Source organism: Yokenella regensburgei ATCC 49455, assembly GCF_000735455.1.
Taxonomy (GTDB): domain Bacteria; phylum Pseudomonadota; class Gammaproteobacteria; order Enterobacterales; family Enterobacteriaceae; genus Yokenella; species Yokenella regensburgei.
This window is the reverse complement of the sequence record NZ_JMPS01000007.1, coordinates 12,867-30,754: the sequence shown is the minus strand read 5'-3', so window position 1 is coordinate 30,754 and position 17,888 is coordinate 12,867. Positions and strand designations below refer to the sequence as shown.

Here is a 17,888-nt window from a genome sequence, read left to right as displayed (position 1 = left end):
TTCTTTTTGCGCCCATCTGGAAAAATCAGCCAACCGCTATAGTGGCTGCGCTGGAAAGCGACGTACAATGTCGCCTGTTTTAACTCATCTCACTCGTTGACAGTCTCAGGAAAGAAACATGGCTACCAATGCAAAACCCGTCTACAAACGTATTCTGCTTAAGTTAAGTGGCGAAGCTCTGCAGGGTTCGGAAGGCTTCGGTATTGACGCAAGCATACTGGATCGTATGGCTCAGGAAATCAAAGAACTGGTCGAACTGGGTATTCAGGTTGGTGTGGTAATTGGTGGTGGTAACCTGTTCCGTGGTGCGGGTCTGGCAAAAGCGGGAATGAACCGCGTGGTGGGCGACCACATGGGCATGCTGGCAACCGTCATGAACGGCCTGGCAATGCGTGACGCATTGCATCGCGCCTATGTGAATGCTCGTCTGATGTCCGCGATTCCGCTGAATGGCGTGTGTGATAATTACAGCTGGGCCGAAGCTATCAGCCTGCTGCGTAACAACCGCGTGGTGATCCTCTCCGCCGGTACGGGTAACCCGTTCTTTACTACCGATTCCGCAGCGTGCCTGCGCGGTATCGAAATTGAAGCCGACGTCGTGCTGAAAGCGACCAAAGTGGATGGCGTGTTTACCGCCGACCCGGCAAAAGATCCATCAGCGACGATGTACGAGCAACTGACCTACGCGGAAGTGCTGGATAAAGAGCTGAAAGTGATGGATCTTGCGGCGTTCACGCTGGCTCGTGACCACAAACTGCCGATTCGCGTATTCAATATGAACAAGCCAGGCGCACTGCGTCGTGTTGTCATGGGCGAAAAAGAAGGCACTTTGATCACGGAATAATTTCCGTCAGGGTCAAATACGGGTAAGATTCCGCTTTATCTTCGCGGGTAACTTACCCTGGCATGATTTAAACGAGACTATACTTATACCCTAAATAATTCGAGTTGCAGGAAGGCAGCGACGCAGTGAATCCCCGGGAGCTTACATCGGTAAGTGACAGGGGTGAACGAGGAAAGCTAACGCACCTGCCACTTGAAGTATGACGGGTATAGCACACCTTAGTGGCTGTGCCTGGTCTGACCGAGACAAGTTTTCAAGGATTCGTAACGTGATTAGCGATATCAGAAAAGATGCTGAAGTACGCATGGACAAATGCGTAGAAGCATTCAAAAACCAAATCAGCAAAATTCGCACCGGTCGTGCTTCCCCAAGCCTGCTGGATGGCATTGTCGTTGAATACTACGGCACGCCGACTCCGCTGCGCCAGCTGGCAAGCGTCACCGTTGAAGACACCCGTACGCTGAAAATCAACGTGTTCGACCGCTCTATGGGCCCGGCCGTTGAGAAAGCGATCATGGCGTCTGACCTTGGTCTGAACCCAAGCTCTGCGGGCACCGACATCCGTGTTCCGCTGCCGCCGCTGACTGAAGAACGTCGTAAAGACCTGATCAAAGTCGTGCGTGGTGAAGCAGAGCAGGGCCGTGTTGCCGTGCGTAACGTTCGCCGTGACGCGAACGACAAAGTGAAAGCACTGCTGAAAGACAAAGAGATCAGTGAAGATGACGATCGTCGTTCACAGGATGACGTACAGAAGCTGACCGACGTTGCTATCAAGAAAATTGATGCGGCGCTGTCAGAGAAAGAAGCAGAACTGATGCAGTTCTAATCATCTCTGCGGCTTATATGATTAAACGCCGTACAGAAAGCCAGTGATGGCTTTGCTGGCGGCGTTTTGCTTTTACCCGTTTTACAATCTTCTGGACGCTTCATGAAGCAATTAACCATTCTTGGCTCCACCGGGTCTATTGGCTGCAGCACGCTGGATGTGGTGCGGCATAACCCTGACCGTTTCGCCATCACAGCCCTGGTGGCAGGCAAAAATGTTGACCGTATGGTTGAACAGTGTCTGGAGTTCGCTCCACGATTCGCCGTGATGGAAAACGAGGCCAGCGCTAAAGCATTGAAGGCCGCTTTACAGCTGCACGGTAGCCGGGTCGAGGTCATGAGCGGAGCGCAGGCTGCAAGCGAAGTGGCGGCGCTGGAAGAGGTTGATCAGGTGATGGCTGCCATCGTCGGTGCGGCGGGGCTGGTGCCGACGCTTGCGGCTATTCACGCCGGGAAAAAAGTACTGCTCGCTAACAAAGAGGCGCTGGTCACCTGCGGGCGTCTGTTTATGGACGCGGTAAAACACAGCGGTGCGCAGCTGCTGCCGGTCGACAGCGAACACAATGCGATATTTCAGAGTTTGCCGGAAACAATTCAGCAGAACCTGGGGTACGCTGACCTTGAGCAGAATGGCGTATCGTCAATTTTGCTTACCGGGTCTGGTGGCCCGTTCCGGGAGACAGCAGTTTCTGAACTGGCGGCAATGACGCCGGATCAGGCCTGCAAACACCCGAACTGGTCAATGGGGCGTAAAATCTCCGTCGACTCTGCCACCATGATGAACAAGGGTCTGGAATACATTGAAGCCCGCTGGCTGTTTAATGCGTCTGCGGCGCAGATGGAAGTGTTGATTCATCCGCAATCGGTCATCCATTCTATGGTGCGCTATCAGGATGGCAGCGTGCTGGCACAGCTTGGTGAACCGGATATGCGCACGCCTATCGCTCATACAATGGGGTGGCCCGCACGTGTGAACTCTGGCGTAAAACCTCTTGATTTCTGCCGTCTTGGATCGCTCACCTTCATGGAACCCGATTACGGTCGCTATCCATGCCTGAAGCTGGCGATGGACGCTTTCGGACAAGGGCAGGCCGCGACGACCGCGCTGAATGCCGCCAACGAAATCACCGTGGCAGCATTCCTGGCGTCGAAGATTCGATTCACTGATATTGCGGCGTTGAACCTGTCCGTTCTTGAAGCCATAAGTGTCGCAGAGCCACAAAGTATCGATGAGGTTCTGGCGGTAGATGCCTGTGCGAGAGAGATTGCGCAAAAACAGGTGAAGCGCATCGCAAGCTGATGATTCTCCGCCTATGATGAGTCGTGGCATTTGTTAGCGCTGGGCTTCGATGATATAGTCTGCGCCACTCATTCGCCGTGAATTTAGCACTGGTTGTGCACGGTGTAGTCAGGGGCGGGTATTCCAGAATACTGCTAATTCCTTTTCATGGATTATTAACGCGTTATGTTGTCTGCTAATCAACCAATCAGCGAAAAATTGCCTGCGCATGGCTGCCGTCATGTGGCTATCATCATGGATGGCAATGGGCGCTGGGCGAAGCGGCAGGGGAAAATTCGTGCTTTCGGTCATAAGGCCGGTGCGAAATCCGTACGTCGTGCTGTCTCTTTTGCAGCAAATAACGGGATTGATGCCTTAACGCTTTATGCGTTCAGTAGTGAAAACTGGAACCGTCCTGCCCAGGAAGTTACGGCGCTAATGGAGTTGTTTGTGTGGGCCCTCGATAGTGAGGTTAAAAGCCTGCACCGTCACAACGTCCGCCTGTGTATCATTGGTGATACCAGTCGCTTCAATGCTCGTCTGCGCGAAAGAATTCGCAAGGCGGAAACACTGACGCAAAATAATACCGGATTAACGCTCAATATTGCAGCGAACTACGGTGGACGTTGGGATATTATTCAGGGAGTCCGCCATCTGGCGGAACAGGTACAAAACGGCACGATGAGCCCCGATGAAATCACTGAAGATTTATTGGGTGAGCAAATCTGCATGCATGAACTGGCTCCTGTAGATTTAGTGATTAGGACAGGGGGAGAACATCGCATCAGTAACTTTTTGCTGTGGCAAATTGCCTATGCCGAACTTTACTTTACAGATGTTCTTTGGCCCGATTTCGATGAACAAGACTTTGAAGGTGCGCTGCATGCTTTTGCCAATCGTGAGCGTCGTTTCGGCGGCACTGAGCCTGCTGGTGAAAATACCTGATGGGGGTAGCTTTTGCTAAAGTATCGCCTTATTTCCGCTCTCGTTTTAGTACCCGTAGTCATTGCGGCACTCTTTTTACTGCCGCCGGGTGGCTTTGCCATTCTGACTCTGGTGATTTGTATGCTGGCCGCATGGGAGTGGGGTCAGCTTAGCGGGTTCACATCCCGCACACAGCGCGTCTGGCTGGCCCTGTTTTGTGGCCTGCTGTTGGCGCTGATGCTCTTGCTGATGCCTGAGTATCATCATAACGTCCAGCTGCCTTTGGTGCAGGGCTCTCTGTGGGCCTCGCTCGGCTGGTGGATTGTTGCGTTACTGATGGTGTTGACCTATCCGGGTTCTGCTTCGGTATGGCGCTCCTCAAAGACGCTGCGTCTGCTCTTTGGTCTGCTGACTATCGTGCCGTTCTTCTGGGGCATGGTAGCGCTGCGAGCATGGCATTATGACGATAACCACTACAGCGGGGCACTGTGGCTCCTGTATGTGATGATTCTGGTGTGGGGGGCTGACTCCGGCGCCTATGTCTTTGGTAAACTGTTCGGCAAGCACAAGCTGGCGCCGAAAGTTTCTCCGGGGAAAACCTGGCAAGGATTCATCGGCGGCCTGTTTACCGCAGCGGTAATTTCGTGGGCTTATGGTTTATGGGTCAATCTGGATGTTGCCCCGGTCACCTTACTGATCTGTTCCATCGTGGCAACGCTGGCTTCAGTACTGGGTGATTTGACCGAAAGTATGTTTAAGCGGGAAGCGGGAATTAAAGACAGTGGTCATTTGATTCCTGGACACGGCGGTATTCTGGACCGAATTGACAGCCTGACGGCTGCGGTCCCGGTCTTCGCCTGCCTGTTGCTGTTAGTTTTCAGGACGATTTAACGGACGGTGTTATGCTGAGCATTCTCTGGAATTTGGCTGCGTTTATTATTGCGCTGGGTGTACTTATCACCGTGCATGAATTTGGCCATTTCTGGGTCGCCCGCCGTTGTGGTATCCGTGTCGAACGTTTTTCGATTGGCTTTGGCAAGGCGCTGTGGCGCCGCGTCGATAAGCGTGGCACGGAGTTCGTCATTGCCCTGATCCCACTGGGTGGGTACGTCAAAATGCTGGATGAGCGCGTTGAGCCGGTTGCACCGGAAATGCGCCATTACGCCTTCAATAATAAAACAGTGGGGCAACGCGCCGCTGTCATCGCTGCCGGACCGGTGGCAAACTTCATCTTTGCTGTTTTCGCCTACTGGCTGGTTTTCATCATCGGTGTTCCCGGTGTGAAACCGGTGATTGGTGAAATAACGCCCAATTCCATCGCGGCAGAAGCACAAATTGCACCAGGCACGGAACTTAAAGCCGTTGACGGTATCGAAACGCCTGATTGGGATGCGGTTCGCTTAGCGCTGGTCGCCAAAATTGGTGATGAGCAAACAACGCTGACGGTTGCCCCTTTCGGAAGTACGCAACGCCAGGATAAAATCCTCAACTTGCGACATTGGGCTTTTGCGCCGGACAAAGAAGATCCTGTTACGTCACTGGGGATTCGTCCGCGCGGTGCACAAATTGAAACGACCCTTGCCGAAGTACAGGCAAATTCCGCAGCCAATAAAGCGGGTTTGCAAGCCGGCGACAGGATCGTTAAAGTCAATGGTCAGCCGCTGACAAGCTGGATGACGTTTGTCACCCTGGTGCGTGATAATCCGGGTAAACCATTGGCGCTAGAAATCGAAAGACAGGGAAGCCTCTTGTCTTTGACATTGATACCGGATACAAAACGCGGTAGCAATGCGACGGAAGGGTTTGCGGGCGTGGTCCCGAAAATCATTCCGCTGCCCGATGAGTACAAGACAGTACGGCAGTATGGACCGTTTGACGCTATTGTTCAGGCCACGGATAAAACCTGGCAACTGATGAAGCTGACGGTGCAGATGCTAGGAAAATTGATAACCGGTGACGTAAAACTGAACAACCTCAGTGGGCCGATCTCTATCGCTCAGGGGGCTGGGATGTCTGCGGAGTTTGGGTTGATTTACTATCTGATGTTTCTTGCGCTCATCAGTGTGAATCTTGGCATTATCAACCTGTTCCCGCTTCCCGTTCTTGATGGGGGTCATCTGCTCTTTTTGGCGATTGAAAAGCTAAAAGGCGGGCCGGTATCCGAGCGAGTTCAAGACTTTAGTTATCGCATTGGCTCTATCTTGCTGGTGCTGTTAATGGGGCTTGCACTTTTCAATGATTTCTCTCGGTTGTAAGAGAGATAGTTAGGAAGAACGCATAATAACGATGGCGATGAAAAAGTTGCTCATAGCGTCGCTGCTGTTTAGCAGCGCGACCGTATACGGTGCTGACGGGTTCGTAGTGAAGGATATTCATTTCGAAGGCTTGCAGCGAGTCGCTGTTGGTGCGGCCCTTCTTAGTATGCCCGTGCGCCCAGGCGATACGGTAACTGATGATGATATCAGTAACACCATTCGTGCTCTGTTTGCTACAGGGAACTTCGAGGACGTTCGCGTCCTGCGTGATGGCGATACGCTGCTGGTTCAGGTAAAAGAGCGTCCGACTATCGCGAGCATCACGTTCTCCGGTAACAAATCGGTGAAGGATGACATGCTGAAGCAGAACCTGGAAGCATCCGGCGTTCGTGTGGGCGAATCTCTTGACCGTACCACCCTCTCTGACATTGAGAAGGGACTGGAAGACTTCTACTACAGCGTCGGTAAATACAGCGCTAGCGTGAAAGCGGTGGTCACACCGTTGCCGCGTAACCGCGTTGACCTCAAGCTGGTCTTCCAGGAAGGCGTTTCCGCCAAAATCCAACAGATCAACATCGTGGGTAACCACGCGTTCAGTACTGATGAGCTGATCTCCAACTTCCAGCTGCGCGATGAAGTGCCGTGGTGGAACGTGGTGGGCGATCGCAAGTATCAGAAACAGAAACTGGCGGGCGACCTCGAGACCCTGCGCAGCTACTATCTGGACCGCGGCTACGCACGCTTCAACATTGATTCGACTCAGGTTAGCCTGACGCCGGACAAGAAAGGTATCTATATCACCGTTAACATCACCGAAGGCGATCAGTACAAGCTGTCTGGTGTTGAGGTGAGCGGTAATCTGGCGGGCCATTCTGCAGAAATCGAAAGCTTGACTAAAGTCGAGCCGGGCGAGCTGTATAACGGCACCAAAGTGACCAAAATGGAAGATAACATTAAGAAACTTCTCGGTCGCTATGGCTACGCCTACCCGCGTGTTCAGTCGCAGCCAGAAATCAACGATGCGGATAAAACCGTTAAGCTGCACGTGAACGTTGATGCCGGTAACCGTTACTACGTACGTAAGATCCGTTTTGAAGGCAACGACACTTCCAAAGATTCCGTACTGCGTCGCGAAATGCGCCAGATGGAAGGGGCGTGGCTGGGTAGCGATCTGGTCGATCAGGGTAAAGAGCGTCTGAACCGTCTGGGTTATTTCGAAACGGTTGATGTGGATACTCAGCGCGTACCGGGCAGCCCGGATCAGGTTGATCTGGTCTACAAGGTGAAAGAGCGTAACACCGGTAGCTTCAACTTCGGTATCGGTTACGGTACGGAAAGCGGCGTGAGCTTCCAGGTGGGTGTTCAGCAGGATAACTGGTTAGGTACCGGTTACTCTGTGGGTATCAACGGCACCAAAAACGACTACCAGACATATTCCGAGTTCTCTGTCACTAACCCGTACTTTACGGTGGATGGCGTTAGCCTCGGCGGACGTGTCTTCTACAATGACTTTAAAGCAGATGACGCTGACCTCTCCTCCTACACCAACAAAAGCTATGGTGTGGATGGGACGCTGGGCTTCCCGATCAACGAGTACAACACCCTGCGTGCAGGTTTAGGCTACGTCCACAACGACCTGTCTAACATGCAGCCGCAGGTGGCGATGAACCGTTACCTGAACTCTATTGGTCAGAGTGCCAGTACGACAACGGATAACAACGGCTTCTCCGCTGATGACTTCACCTTCAACTACGGTTGGACGTATAACAACCTCGATCGCGGATTCTTCCCGACCGACGGTAACCGCGTCAACCTTAGCGGTAAAGTCACCGTACCTGGCTCTGACAACGAGTTCTACAAGGTCACGCTGGATACCGCGTCTTACTTCCCAATCGATAACGATCACAAGTGGGTCGTGTTAGGTCGTACACGTTGGGGCTACGGCGATGGTCTGGGCGGCAAAGAAATGCCGTTCTATGAGAACTTCTATGCCGGTGGTTCCAGCACCGTGCGTGGCTTCCAGTCTAACAACATTGGTCCGAAAGCGGTGTATTACGGCGCTCCGGGGCTGAATGAATGTAATCAGGCAAGCGGCACTGTATGTAAGTCTAACGATGCGGTGGGCGGTAACGCCATGGCGGTGGCGAGCCTTGAGCTGATTGTGCCGACGCCGTTTATCAGTGATAAGTATGCTAACTCTGTCCGTACCTCCTTCTTCTGGGATACGGGTACCGTCTGGGATACTCACTGGGATAATACCGCGCAAATGCAACAGGCGGGAATTCCGGACTATAGTGATCCGAGCAATATCCGCATGTCTGCAGGTATCGCATTACAATGGATGTCTCCTCTGGGGCCGTTGGTCTTCTCCTACGCCCAGCCGTTCAAGAAATACGAAGGGGACAAAGCCGAACAATTCCAGTTTAACATTGGTAAAACCTGGTAATTGTTCAGCGCAAAGGAATGTATGTGCAGTGTAGCGATGACTCAGGTGAACACTTCGGTGGTCACCAGGCCACGCAAAAAACGGTACCTCCGGGTACGAATGGGATGGTAAGGAGTTAACTGTGAAAAAGTGGTTAGTAGCTGCAGGTTTGGGTTTAGCAATGGCGGCATCTGCTCAGGCAGCAGATAAAATTGCAATTGTTAACATGGGTAGCCTGTTCCAACAGGTTGCACAGAAAACAGGTGTTTCCGCTACGCTGGAAAACGAATTCAAAGGCCGTGCATCCGAGCTGCAGCGTCAGGAATCTGACCTTCAGTCCAAAATGCAGCGTCTGCAGCGTGATGGCTCCACCATGAAAGCGGCGGATCGTAGCAAGCTGGAAAAAGACATCATGTCTCAGCGCCAGGCTTTCTCTCAGAAAGCACAGCAGTTTGAGCAGGATCGTGCTCGTCGCTCTAACGAAGAGCGCGGCAAGCTGGTGACTCGTATCCAGACCGCAGTGAAAAGTGTGGCATCCAGCCAGAGCATCGATCTGGTTGTTGACGCGAACACCGTTGCTTACAACAGCAGCGATATCAAAGATATCACCGCTGATGTGCTGAAACAGGTTAAATAAGTAATGCCTTCAATTCGACTGGCTGATTTAGCACAGCAGTTGGATGCAGAATTACACGGTGATGGCGATATCGTCATCACCGGCGTTGCGTCCATGCAATCCGCTAAAGCAGGCCAAATTACGTTCATGGTAAATCCTAAGTACCGTGAACACCTGGCCCTTTGCCAGGCTTCTGCTGTCGTCATGACGCAGGATGATTTGCCTTTTGCTAAAAGCGCAGCTCTGGTGGTGAAAAATCCTTACCTGACCTACGCTCGCATGGCTCAAATTCTTGATAGCACGCCGCAGCCGGCGCAGGATATCGCCCCAAGCGCGGTGATTGATGCGACGGCAACGCTCGGTAACAACGTGTCTGTCGGTGCTAATGCCGTGATTGAATCTGGCGTGGTACTGGGCGACAACGTAGTGATTGGCGCGGGGTGCTTCGTTGGTAAAAAAACCAAAATCGGTGCCGGCTCCCGCTTGTGGGCCAACGTTACCGTTTACCACGAGATTGAAATCGGCGAAAATTGCCTGATCCAGTCCAGTACCGTGATCGGTGCTGATGGTTTCGGATATGCCAACGATCGTGGTAACTGGGTGAAGATCCCGCAGCTTGGTCGCGTCATTATTGGCGATCGTGTAGAGATCGGTGCCTGTACCACCATCGACCGTGGCGCGCTTGACGACACGGTGATCGGCAACGGTGTTATCATTGATAACCAGTGCCAGATTGCACATAACGTGGTAATTGGCGACAATACCGCGGTTGCAGGCGGCGTCATCATGGCGGGCAGCCTGAAAATTGGTCGTTATTGCATGATTGGCGGCGCCAGCGTGATTAACGGGCACATGGAAATTTGCGACAAGGTGACGGTCACCGGGATGGGCATGGTAATGCGCCCGATAACCGAACCTGGCGTATACTCCTCCGGTATTCCGCTGCAAGCCAATAAAGTGTGGCGTAAAACCGCAGCCCTGGTGATGAATATTGATGATATGAATAAGCGTCTCAAGAGCATTGAGCGCAAGGTCAATCAGCAAGACTAAGAATTCATCATTCTGACGCCTGCATTTCCCGGCCTGCGGCATTCATACGATTGCGGCAGGCCGTGTTATTATTGCTATTCAGTATATTTTTGACAGGAAGAGTATTTTGACTACTGACACTCATACTCTGCACATTGAAGAGATTTTAGAACTTCTGCCGCACCGTTTCCCGTTCTTGCTGGTTGACCGCGTGCTGGATTTTGAAGAAGGTCGTTTTCTGCGCGCAGTGAAAAATGTTTCCGTGAACGAACCGTTTTTCCAGGGGCATTTCCCTGGTAAGCCGATTTTCCCAGGCGTTCTGATCCTCGAGGCGATGGCGCAGGCTACCGGTATTCTGGCGTTTAAAAGCGTTGGTAAACTGGAACCGGGCGAGCTGTACTACTTTGCGGGTATCGACGAAGCGCGCTTCAAGCGTCCGGTCGTGCCAGGCGATCAGATGATCATGGAAGTGACCTTTGAGAAAACCCGTCGTGGCCTGACCCGTTTTAAAGGTGTAGCGCTGGTTGACGGTAAAGTGGTTTGCGAAGCGACAATGATGTGTGCGCGTAGCCGGGAGGCCTGATACGTGATTGATAAAACTGCCTTTATTCATCCTACCGCTATTGTGGAAGAAGGTGCTGTTATCGGCGCTAACGTCCACATTGGCCCGTTTTGTCTTGTTGGCCCGAATGTCGAAATCGGAGAAGGCACCGTACTGAAATCTCACGTGGTAGTTAACGGCCACACGACCATCGGTCGTGACAATGAGATCTATCAGTTCGTGTCCATCGGTGAAGTTAACCAGGATCTGAAGTACGCAGGCGAGCCGACTCGCGTGGAAGTGGGTGATCGCAACCGCATTCGCGAGAGCGTCACTATTCACCGCGGTACAGTGCAGGACGGTGGATTGACGAAGGTAGGCAACGATAACCTGCTGATGATCAATGCGCACATCGCGCATGATTGCGTCGTGGGTAACCGTTGCATCCTCGCAAACAACGCGACGTTGGGCGGGCACGTATCTATTGGTGATTTCGCTATCATTGGCGGTATGACCGCAGTTCATCAGTTCTGCATCATTGGTGCACACGTGATGGTCGGCGGCTGTTCTGGCGTTGCTCAGGACGTACCTCCGTATGTGATTGCGCAGGGCAACCATGCCACGCCGTTTGGCGTGAATATCGAAGGCCTGAAGCGTCGTGGCTTTAGCCGCGAAGCGATTACGGCTATCCGTAACGCGTACAAGCAATTGTACCGCAGCGGTAAAACGCTGGAAGAAGCCAAACCAGAGATTGAAGCTCTGGCTGAACAGCACCCGGAAGTCAAAGCGTTCACTGAGTTCTTCGAACGCTCGACGCGCGGTCTGATTCGTTAATGGCAGAACAGCGTCCCCTGACGATTGCCCTGGTCGCCGGAGAAACCTCCGGCGACATCCTTGGCGCAGGTCTTATTCGCGCCCTGAAGGCTCGCGTACCCAATGCACGCTTTGTTGGGGTTGCCGGTCCGCTGATGCAGGCGGAAGGCTGTGAAGCCTGGTACGAAATGGAAGAACTGGCGGTGATGGGGATTGTTGAAGTCCTGGGTCGTCTGCGTCGTCTGTTGCACATTCGAGCCTCTCTTACTCAACGTTTTACCGAGCTGAAACCCGACGTTTTCGTCGGTATTGATGCGCCTGATTTTAATATTACCCTTGAGGGAAATCTTAAAAAGCAGGGGATCAAAACCATTCATTACGTCAGCCCGTCCGTGTGGGCCTGGCGACAAAAACGCGTTTTCAAAATCGGCAGGTCCACCAATCTGGTGCTGGCCTTCCTGCCTTTCGAAAAAGCGTTTTACGATCGTTTCAACGTGCCGTGCCGTTTCATCGGTCATACCATGGCGGATGCGATGCCGCTCGACCCGGATAAAAATGCCGCTCGTGACGTGCTGGGTATTGCGCACGACGCTCACTGCCTGGCATTGCTGCCCGGGAGCCGCGGGGCTGAAGTCGAGATGCTGAGCGCCGACTTCCTGAAGACGGCGCAGATCCTGCGGGAGCACTACCCGAATCTTGAAGTCGTGGTGCCGCTGGTGAACGCCAAACGACGTGAACAGTTTGAACGAATTAAAGCTGAAGTGGCGCCAGACCTGCATGTGCATTTACTTGATGGTAAAGGCCGTGAAGCGATGGTGGCGAGCGATGCCGCGCTGCTGGCTTCCGGTACGGCGGCGCTCGAGTGCATGCTGGCCAAGTGCCCGATGGTGGTGGGTTATCGGATGAAGCCATTTACTTTCTGGCTGGCAAAGCGGCTGGTGAAAACCGATTACGTTTCCCTGCCAAATCTGCTCGCTGGCCGGGAACTGGTAAAAGAGCTGCTGCAGGATGAGTGCGAGCCACGGCGGCTTGCCGAGGCGCTTCTGCCACTGTTGGCGGACGGTAAAACCAGCCACGATATGCACGACACCTTCCGGGCGCTGCATCAGCAAATCCGCTGTAACGCGGATGAGCAAGCCGCCGATGCGGTTCTGGAGTTAGCACAATGATTGAATTTATCTATCCGCATACCCACCTGGTCGCGGGTGTGGATGAAGTGGGGCGTGGCCCGCTGGTTGGCGCCGTGGTCACCGCTGCGGTGATCCTCGATCCGGCCCAGCCCATCGTTGGCCTCAACGATTCCAAAAAATTATCTGAAAAGCGTCGTCTCGCGTTATTTGACGAAATCAAAGAAAAGGCACTGAGCTGGAGCCTTGGCCGCGCGGAGCCGCACGAGATCGACGAACTGAATATTTTGCACGCCACGATGCTGGCGATGCAGCGTGCCGTGGCTGGCTTACATATTCCACCTGAATATGTGCTGATAGACGGCAACCGTTGCCCGGCGCTGCCGGTGCCGTCGATGGCGGTCGTTAAAGGCGACAGCCGGGTGGCTGAAATCAGCGCCGCGTCGATTCTGGCGAAGGTTACCCGTGATGCGGAGATGGCCGAGCTGGATCTCACTTTTCCCCAGTATGGCTTTGCTCAGCATAAGGGGTATCCTACCGCTTTCCATCTGGAAAAGCTGGCTCTGCACGGTGCGACTGAGCATCATCGTCGCAGTTTTGCTCCGGTAAAACGCGTACTGGGTCTCGTGTCCTGAACCGGGCATTATTAAGCAACGCGGAAATTTAAGATGGCTGAACCACGTTTCGTACACCTGCGGGTGCACAGTGACTACTCCATGATTGATGGGCTGGCGAAAACCGGGCCGCTGGTAAAAAAGGCGGCCGCACTCGGTATGCCTGCGCTGGCGATCACTGATTTCACCAACCTGTGCGGTCTGGTGAAGTTCTACGGAGCGGGACACGGTGCTGGTCTTAAACCCATCGTTGGCGCTGACTTCCACGTGCAGTGCGATCTGCTGGGTGATGAGTTTTCTCAACTGACGGTGCTTGCTGCCAATAACGTCGGCTATCAGAACCTGACGCTGCTGATTTCCCGCGCTTACCAGCGCGGTTATGGTGCTCCTGGACCGTGGATTGACCGCGACTGGCTGGTAGAGCTTCAGGAAGGACTTATCCTGTTGTCTGGAGCCCGCATGGGCGACGTCGGTAAAGCGCTGCTGCGCGGCAATATGCCGCTGGTAGAGCAGCTCGTCTCGTTCTATGAGACGCATTTCCCTGACCGCTACTATCTTGAACTCATCCGTACCGGTCGTGCCGATGAAGAGAGCTATCTGCATGCTGCTGTTGACCTGGCACAGGCGCGCGGTCTGCCGGTGGTGGCCACGAACGACGTTCGTTTTATTGATTCAGGCGACTTCGACGCGCATGAGATCCGCGTTGCTATCCACGATGGATTTACGCTCGACGACCCTAAGCGTCCGCGTAACTATTCGCCGCAACAATATATGCGCAGCGAAGACGAGATGTGCGAGCTGTTTGCCGACCTCCCTGAGGCGCTGGAAAACAGCGTTGAGATAGCCAAGCGTTGTAACGTCACCGTACGCCTTGGCGAATACTTCCTGCCGCAGTTCCCGACCGGTGAAATGAGCACCGAAGACTTCCTCGTCATGAAGTCAAAAGAGGGGCTGGAGGAGCGCCTTGAGTTCCTGTTCCCGGATCCGCAGGTGCGGGCGGAACGTCGGCCGGAATACGACGAGCGCCTGGATATCGAACTGAAGGTGATAAACCAGATGGGGTTCCCGGGCTACTTCCTCATCGTAATGGAATTTATCCAGTGGTCGAAGGACAACGGCGTGCCGGTAGGGCCGGGGCGTGGCTCCGGTGCGGGCTCGCTTGTCGCCTACGCGCTCAAAATCACCGACCTCGATCCGCTGGAATTTGACCTGCTGTTCGAACGTTTCCTTAACCCGGAACGTGTCTCGATGCCTGACTTCGACGTTGACTTCTGCATGGAGAAACGTGACCAGGTGATTGAACACGTGGCGGACATGTACGGCCGTGATGCGGTATCGCAGATTATCACCTTTGGTACCATGGCAGCGAAAGCGGTTATCCGCGACGTAGGCCGCGTGCTGGGTCACCCGTATGGCTTCGTTGACCGCATCTCTAAGCTGGTGCCGCCTGACCCGGGTATGACGCTGGCGAAAGCGTTTGAAGCGGAGCCGCAGCTGCCAGAAATTTACGCCGCCGATGAAGAGGTTAAAGCCCTGATCGATATGGCGCGTAAGCTCGAAGGCGTCACGCGTAACGCCGGTAAGCACGCCGGTGGGGTGGTTATCGCCCCGACCAAAATCACCGATTTTGCGCCGTTGTACTGCGACGAAGCGGGGATGCACCCGGTTACCCAGTTTGATAAAAACGACGTGGAATACGCGGGGCTGGTGAAGTTCGACTTCCTCGGCTTGCGTACGCTCACCATCATCAACTGGGCGCTTGAGATGATCAACGCCCGTCGTGAGAAGCAGGGTGAACCGCCTCTCGACATTGCGGCGATCCCGCTCGACGATAAGAAAAGCTTCGACATGCTGCAGCGCTCGGAAACCACCGCGGTATTCCAGCTTGAATCGCGTGGCATGAAAGACCTCATTAAACGTCTGCAGCCTGACTGCTTCGAAGATATGATAGCCCTGGTGGCCCTGTTCCGTCCGGGGCCGTTGCAGTCGGGGATGGTAGATAACTTTATCGACCGTAAGCACGGCCGCGAAGAGATTTCCTACCCGGACGTACAGTGGCAGCATGAGTGTCTAAAACCGGTACTGGAGCCGACCTACGGCATTATCTTGTACCAGGAACAGGTTATGCAGATTGCCCAGGAGCTCTCTGGCTATACGCTCGGCGGCGCGGATATGCTGCGTCGTGCGATGGGTAAGAAAAAGCCGGAAGAGATGGCCAAGCAGCGCGGCACCTTCGAGGAAGGGGCGAAAAAGAACGGCGTTGACGGCGAACTGGCGATGAAAATCTTCGATCTGGTGGAAAAATTCGCCGGATACGGGTTTAACAAATCGCACTCCGCAGCCTATGCGCTGGTCTCCTACCAGACGCTGTGGCTGAAGGCGCACTATCCGGCGGAGTTTATGGCGGCGGTAATGACTGCCGATATGGACAACACCGAGAAGGTGGTTGGCCTGGTGGATGAATGCTGGCGCATGGGGCTTAAAATTCTGCCGCCAGATATCAACTCCGGGCTGTATCATTTCCACGTTAACGACGACGGTGAAATTGTTTACGGTATCGGCGCGATCAAAGGCGTCGGTGAAGGGCCGATTGAAGCTATCATCGAGGCCCGCAATAATGGCGGCTATTTCCGCGAGCTGTTTGACCTGTGCGCGCGGACCGACATTAAAAAGCTGAACCGTCGGGTACTGGAAAAACTGATTATGTCCGGGGCGTTTGACCGCCTTGGGCCGCACCGTGCAGCACTGATGAACTCGCTGAACGATGCTTTAAAGGCAGCGGATCAGCACGCCAAAGCCGAGGCGATAGGGCAGGCAGATATGTTCGGCGTTCTGGCGGAAGAGCCGGAGCAGATTGAACAATCCTATGCCAGCTGTCAGCCGTGGCCAGAACAAACGGTACTGGATGGTGAAAGGGAAACGCTGGGGCTGTATTTGACCGGGCACCCGATTACCCAGTATCTGAAAGAAATTGAGCGCTATGTCGGAGGCTGTAGGCTGAAAGACATGCATCCGACCGATCGTGGTAAAGTCACCACGGCGGCGGGGCTCGTGATTGCCTCGAGGGTTATGGTCACCAAACGCGGCAATCGTATCGGCATCTGTACGCTGGATGACCGTTCCGGACGCCTTGAAGTGATGTTATTCACGGATGCTCTGGATAAATATCAGCACCTGCTGGAAAATGACCGCATACTTATCGTCAGCGGACAGGTCAGCTTTGATGACTTCAGTGGGGGGCTTAAAATGACCGCCCGCGAAGTCATGGACATTGACGAAGCTCGCGAAAAATACGCGCGCGGGCTTGCTATCTCGCTGACGGACAGGCAAATTGATGACCAGCTTTTAAACCGTCTCCGTCAGTCTCTGGAACCCCACCGCTCGGGGACCATTCCAGTACACCTCTATTATCAGAGGGCTGATGCACGCGCACGGTTGCGTTTTGGCGCGACATGGCGTGTCTCTCCGAGCGATCGTTTACTCAACGATCTGCGTAGCCTTATCGGCACGGAGCAGGTGGAACTGGAGTTTGACTAATACAGGAATACTATGAGTCTGAATTTCCTTGATTTCGAACAGCCGATTGCCGAGCTGGAAGCGAAAATCGATTCCCTGACGGCAGTGAGCCGCCAGGATGAAAAACTGGATATTAACATCGACGAAGAAGTGCATCGTCTGCGTGAAAAAAGCGTAGAACTGACGCGTAAAATCTTCGCCGATCTTGGCGCATGGCAGGTTGCCCAGCTGGCACGCCATCCGCAACGTCCATATACCCTGGATTACGTCCGCCTGGCCTTCGACGAGTTTGACGAGCTGGCAGGTGACCGTGCCTATGCCGACGACAAAGCGATTGTCGGCGGGATTGCGCGCCTCGACGGACGTCCGGTGATGATCATTGGTCATCAGAAAGGCCGTGAAACCAAAGAGAAGATCCGTCGTAACTTTGGTATGCCGGCACCGGAAGGCTACCGCAAAGCGCTGCGCCTGATGGAAATGGCAGAACGTTTCAACATGCCGATCATTACCTTCATCGACACCCCAGGGGCATACCCGGGCGTGGGCGCGGAAGAGCGTGGTCAGTCCGAAGCGATCGCCCGTAACCTGCGTGAAATGTCACGTCTGAGCGTACCGGTTATCTGCACCGTTATTGGTGAAGGTGGTTCCGGCGGCGCGCTGGCGATTGGCGTGGGCGATAAAGTGAATATGCTGCAGTACAGCACCTATTCCGTTATCTCTCCGGAAGGCTGTGCTTCCATTCTGTGGAAAAGCGCCGATAAAGCTCCGCTGGCTGCCGAAGCCATGGGTATCATCGCGCCGCGTCTGAAAGAGCTGAAGCTTATTGATTCTATCGTTCCAGAGCCGCTGGGTGGCGCACACCGCAACCCGGAAGCGATGGCCGCGAGCCTGAAAGCGCAGCTGATTTCTGACCTGGCTGAACTCGACACCATGAGCAAAGAAGAGCTGACCAATCGTCGCTACCAGCGTCTGATGGGTTACGGCTACGCGTAATTGCCGGATCCTTCTGAAAAGCCGCACATTGTTGCGGCTTTTTTTATGCCCGAAGAAGCGCCAGGCTATGATTAATAAAACGTTTTC

The 17,888-nt window shown here is 53.9% G+C and carries 15 protein-coding genes; all 15 read left to right on the top strand.

What is annotated here, in order from left to right:
* Positions 1-118 precede the first annotated feature (118 nt).
* The 15 genes from pyrH (at position 119) to accA (ending at position 17,801) form a co-directional block, all read left to right on the top strand.
* On the top strand, positions 119-844 hold the full coding sequence (pyrH, locus tag GYRE_RS00220) for a UMP kinase (RefSeq protein WP_006817216.1): 726 nt from the start codon (positions 119-121) through the stop codon (positions 842-844).
* A 268-nt stretch (positions 845-1,112) separates the two neighbouring features.
* Complete coding sequence (frr, locus tag GYRE_RS00215; protein WP_038252091.1) at positions 1,113-1,670, top strand: ribosome recycling factor; 558 nt, start codon at positions 1,113-1,115, stop codon at positions 1,668-1,670.
* Between the two features lie 102 nt (positions 1,671-1,772).
* On the top strand, positions 1,773-2,969 hold the full coding sequence (gene ispC, locus GYRE_RS00210; RefSeq protein WP_038252090.1) for a 1-deoxy-D-xylulose-5-phosphate reductoisomerase: 1,197 nt from the start codon (positions 1,773-1,775) through the stop codon (positions 2,967-2,969).
* A gap of 165 nt (positions 2,970-3,134) precedes the next feature.
* On the top strand, positions 3,135-3,893 hold the full coding sequence (gene ispU, locus GYRE_RS00205; RefSeq protein ID WP_006817220.1) for a (2E,6E)-farnesyl-diphosphate-specific ditrans,polycis-undecaprenyl-diphosphate synthase: 759 nt from the start codon (positions 3,135-3,137) through the stop codon (positions 3,891-3,893).
* Positions 3,894-3,905: 12 nt separating this feature from the next.
* Positions 3,906-4,763 carry a phosphatidate cytidylyltransferase gene (cdsA, locus tag GYRE_RS00200; protein WP_006817221.1) on the top strand — a complete coding sequence of 286 codons (858 nt, stop codon included), beginning with the start codon at positions 3,906-3,908 and terminating at the stop codon, positions 4,761-4,763.
* Between the two features lie 11 nt (positions 4,764-4,774).
* Positions 4,775-6,127: a sigma E protease regulator RseP gene (rseP, locus tag GYRE_RS00195; protein ID WP_006817222.1), complete on the top strand. Its 1,353-nt coding sequence runs from the start codon at positions 4,775-4,777 to the stop codon at positions 6,125-6,127.
* 31 nt (positions 6,128-6,158) lie between these two features.
* Positions 6,159-8,573 carry an outer membrane protein assembly factor BamA gene (gene bamA / locus GYRE_RS00190; RefSeq protein ID WP_006817223.1) on the top strand — a complete coding sequence of 805 codons (2,415 nt, stop codon included), beginning with the start codon at positions 6,159-6,161 and terminating at the stop codon, positions 8,571-8,573.
* A 121-nt stretch (positions 8,574-8,694) separates the two neighbouring features.
* Positions 8,695-9,189, top strand: a complete 495-nt coding sequence (gene skp, locus GYRE_RS00185; RefSeq protein WP_038252089.1) for a molecular chaperone Skp — start codon at positions 8,695-8,697, stop codon at positions 9,187-9,189.
* A 3-nt stretch (positions 9,190-9,192) separates the two neighbouring features.
* Complete coding sequence (gene lpxD / locus GYRE_RS00180; RefSeq protein ID WP_006817226.1) at positions 9,193-10,218, top strand: UDP-3-O-(3-hydroxymyristoyl)glucosamine N-acyltransferase; 1,026 nt, start codon at positions 9,193-9,195, stop codon at positions 10,216-10,218.
* A 106-nt stretch (positions 10,219-10,324) separates the two neighbouring features.
* Positions 10,325-10,780, top strand: coding sequence for a 3-hydroxyacyl-ACP dehydratase FabZ (gene fabZ / locus GYRE_RS00175; RefSeq protein WP_006817227.1), 456 nt, complete (start codon positions 10,325-10,327; stop codon positions 10,778-10,780).
* 3 nt (positions 10,781-10,783) lie between these two features.
* Entirely contained in the window at positions 10,784-11,572 is a 789-nt protein-coding gene (gene lpxA, locus GYRE_RS00170; RefSeq protein WP_006817228.1) for an acyl-ACP--UDP-N-acetylglucosamine O-acyltransferase, read from the top strand.
* Positions 11,572-12,720, top strand: coding sequence for a lipid-A-disaccharide synthase (gene lpxB / locus GYRE_RS00165; RefSeq protein ID WP_038252088.1), 1,149 nt, complete (start codon positions 11,572-11,574; stop codon positions 12,718-12,720). The genes lpxA and lpxB overlap by 1 nt, the downstream gene beginning before the upstream one ends.
* Positions 12,717-13,313, top strand: coding sequence for a ribonuclease HII (gene rnhB, locus GYRE_RS00160; protein WP_006817230.1), 597 nt, complete (start codon positions 12,717-12,719; stop codon positions 13,311-13,313). The genes lpxB and rnhB overlap by 4 nt, the downstream gene beginning before the upstream one ends.
* Before the next feature lie 33 nt (positions 13,314-13,346).
* Positions 13,347-16,829: a DNA polymerase III subunit alpha gene (gene dnaE, locus GYRE_RS00155; protein WP_006817231.1), complete on the top strand. Its 3,483-nt coding sequence runs from the start codon at positions 13,347-13,349 to the stop codon at positions 16,827-16,829.
* 12 nt (positions 16,830-16,841) lie between these two features.
* Positions 16,842-17,801: an acetyl-CoA carboxylase carboxyl transferase subunit alpha gene (gene accA / locus GYRE_RS00150; RefSeq protein ID WP_006817232.1), complete on the top strand. Its 960-nt coding sequence runs from the start codon at positions 16,842-16,844 to the stop codon at positions 17,799-17,801.
* Positions 17,802-17,888 lie beyond the last annotated feature (87 nt).

What these genes read in the sequence shown, in the direction of transcription:
- lpxD (WP_006817226.1), top strand. Translation starts at nt 9,193, where the DNA reads ATGCCTTCAATTCGACTGGCTGATTTAGCACAGCAGTTGGATGCAGAA.
- pyrH (WP_006817216.1), top strand. Translation starts at nt 119, where the DNA reads ATGGCTACCAATGCAAAACCCGTCTACAAACGTATTCTGCTTAAGTTA.
- lpxB (WP_038252088.1), top strand. Translation starts at nt 11,572, where the DNA reads ATGGCAGAACAGCGTCCCCTGACGATTGCCCTGGTCGCCGGAGAAACC.
- accA (WP_006817232.1), top strand. Translation starts at nt 16,842, where the DNA reads ATGAGTCTGAATTTCCTTGATTTCGAACAGCCGATTGCCGAGCTGGAA.
- rseP (WP_006817222.1), top strand. Translation starts at nt 4,775, where the DNA reads ATGCTGAGCATTCTCTGGAATTTGGCTGCGTTTATTATTGCGCTGGGT.
- dnaE (WP_006817231.1), top strand. Translation starts at nt 13,347, where the DNA reads ATGGCTGAACCACGTTTCGTACACCTGCGGGTGCACAGTGACTACTCC.
- rnhB (WP_006817230.1), top strand. Translation starts at nt 12,717, where the DNA reads ATGATTGAATTTATCTATCCGCATACCCACCTGGTCGCGGGTGTGGAT.
- bamA (WP_006817223.1), top strand. Translation starts at nt 6,159, where the DNA reads ATGGCGATGAAAAAGTTGCTCATAGCGTCGCTGCTGTTTAGCAGCGCG.
- ispC (WP_038252090.1), top strand. Translation starts at nt 1,773, where the DNA reads ATGAAGCAATTAACCATTCTTGGCTCCACCGGGTCTATTGGCTGCAGC.
- ispU (WP_006817220.1), top strand. Translation starts at nt 3,135, where the DNA reads ATGTTGTCTGCTAATCAACCAATCAGCGAAAAATTGCCTGCGCATGGC.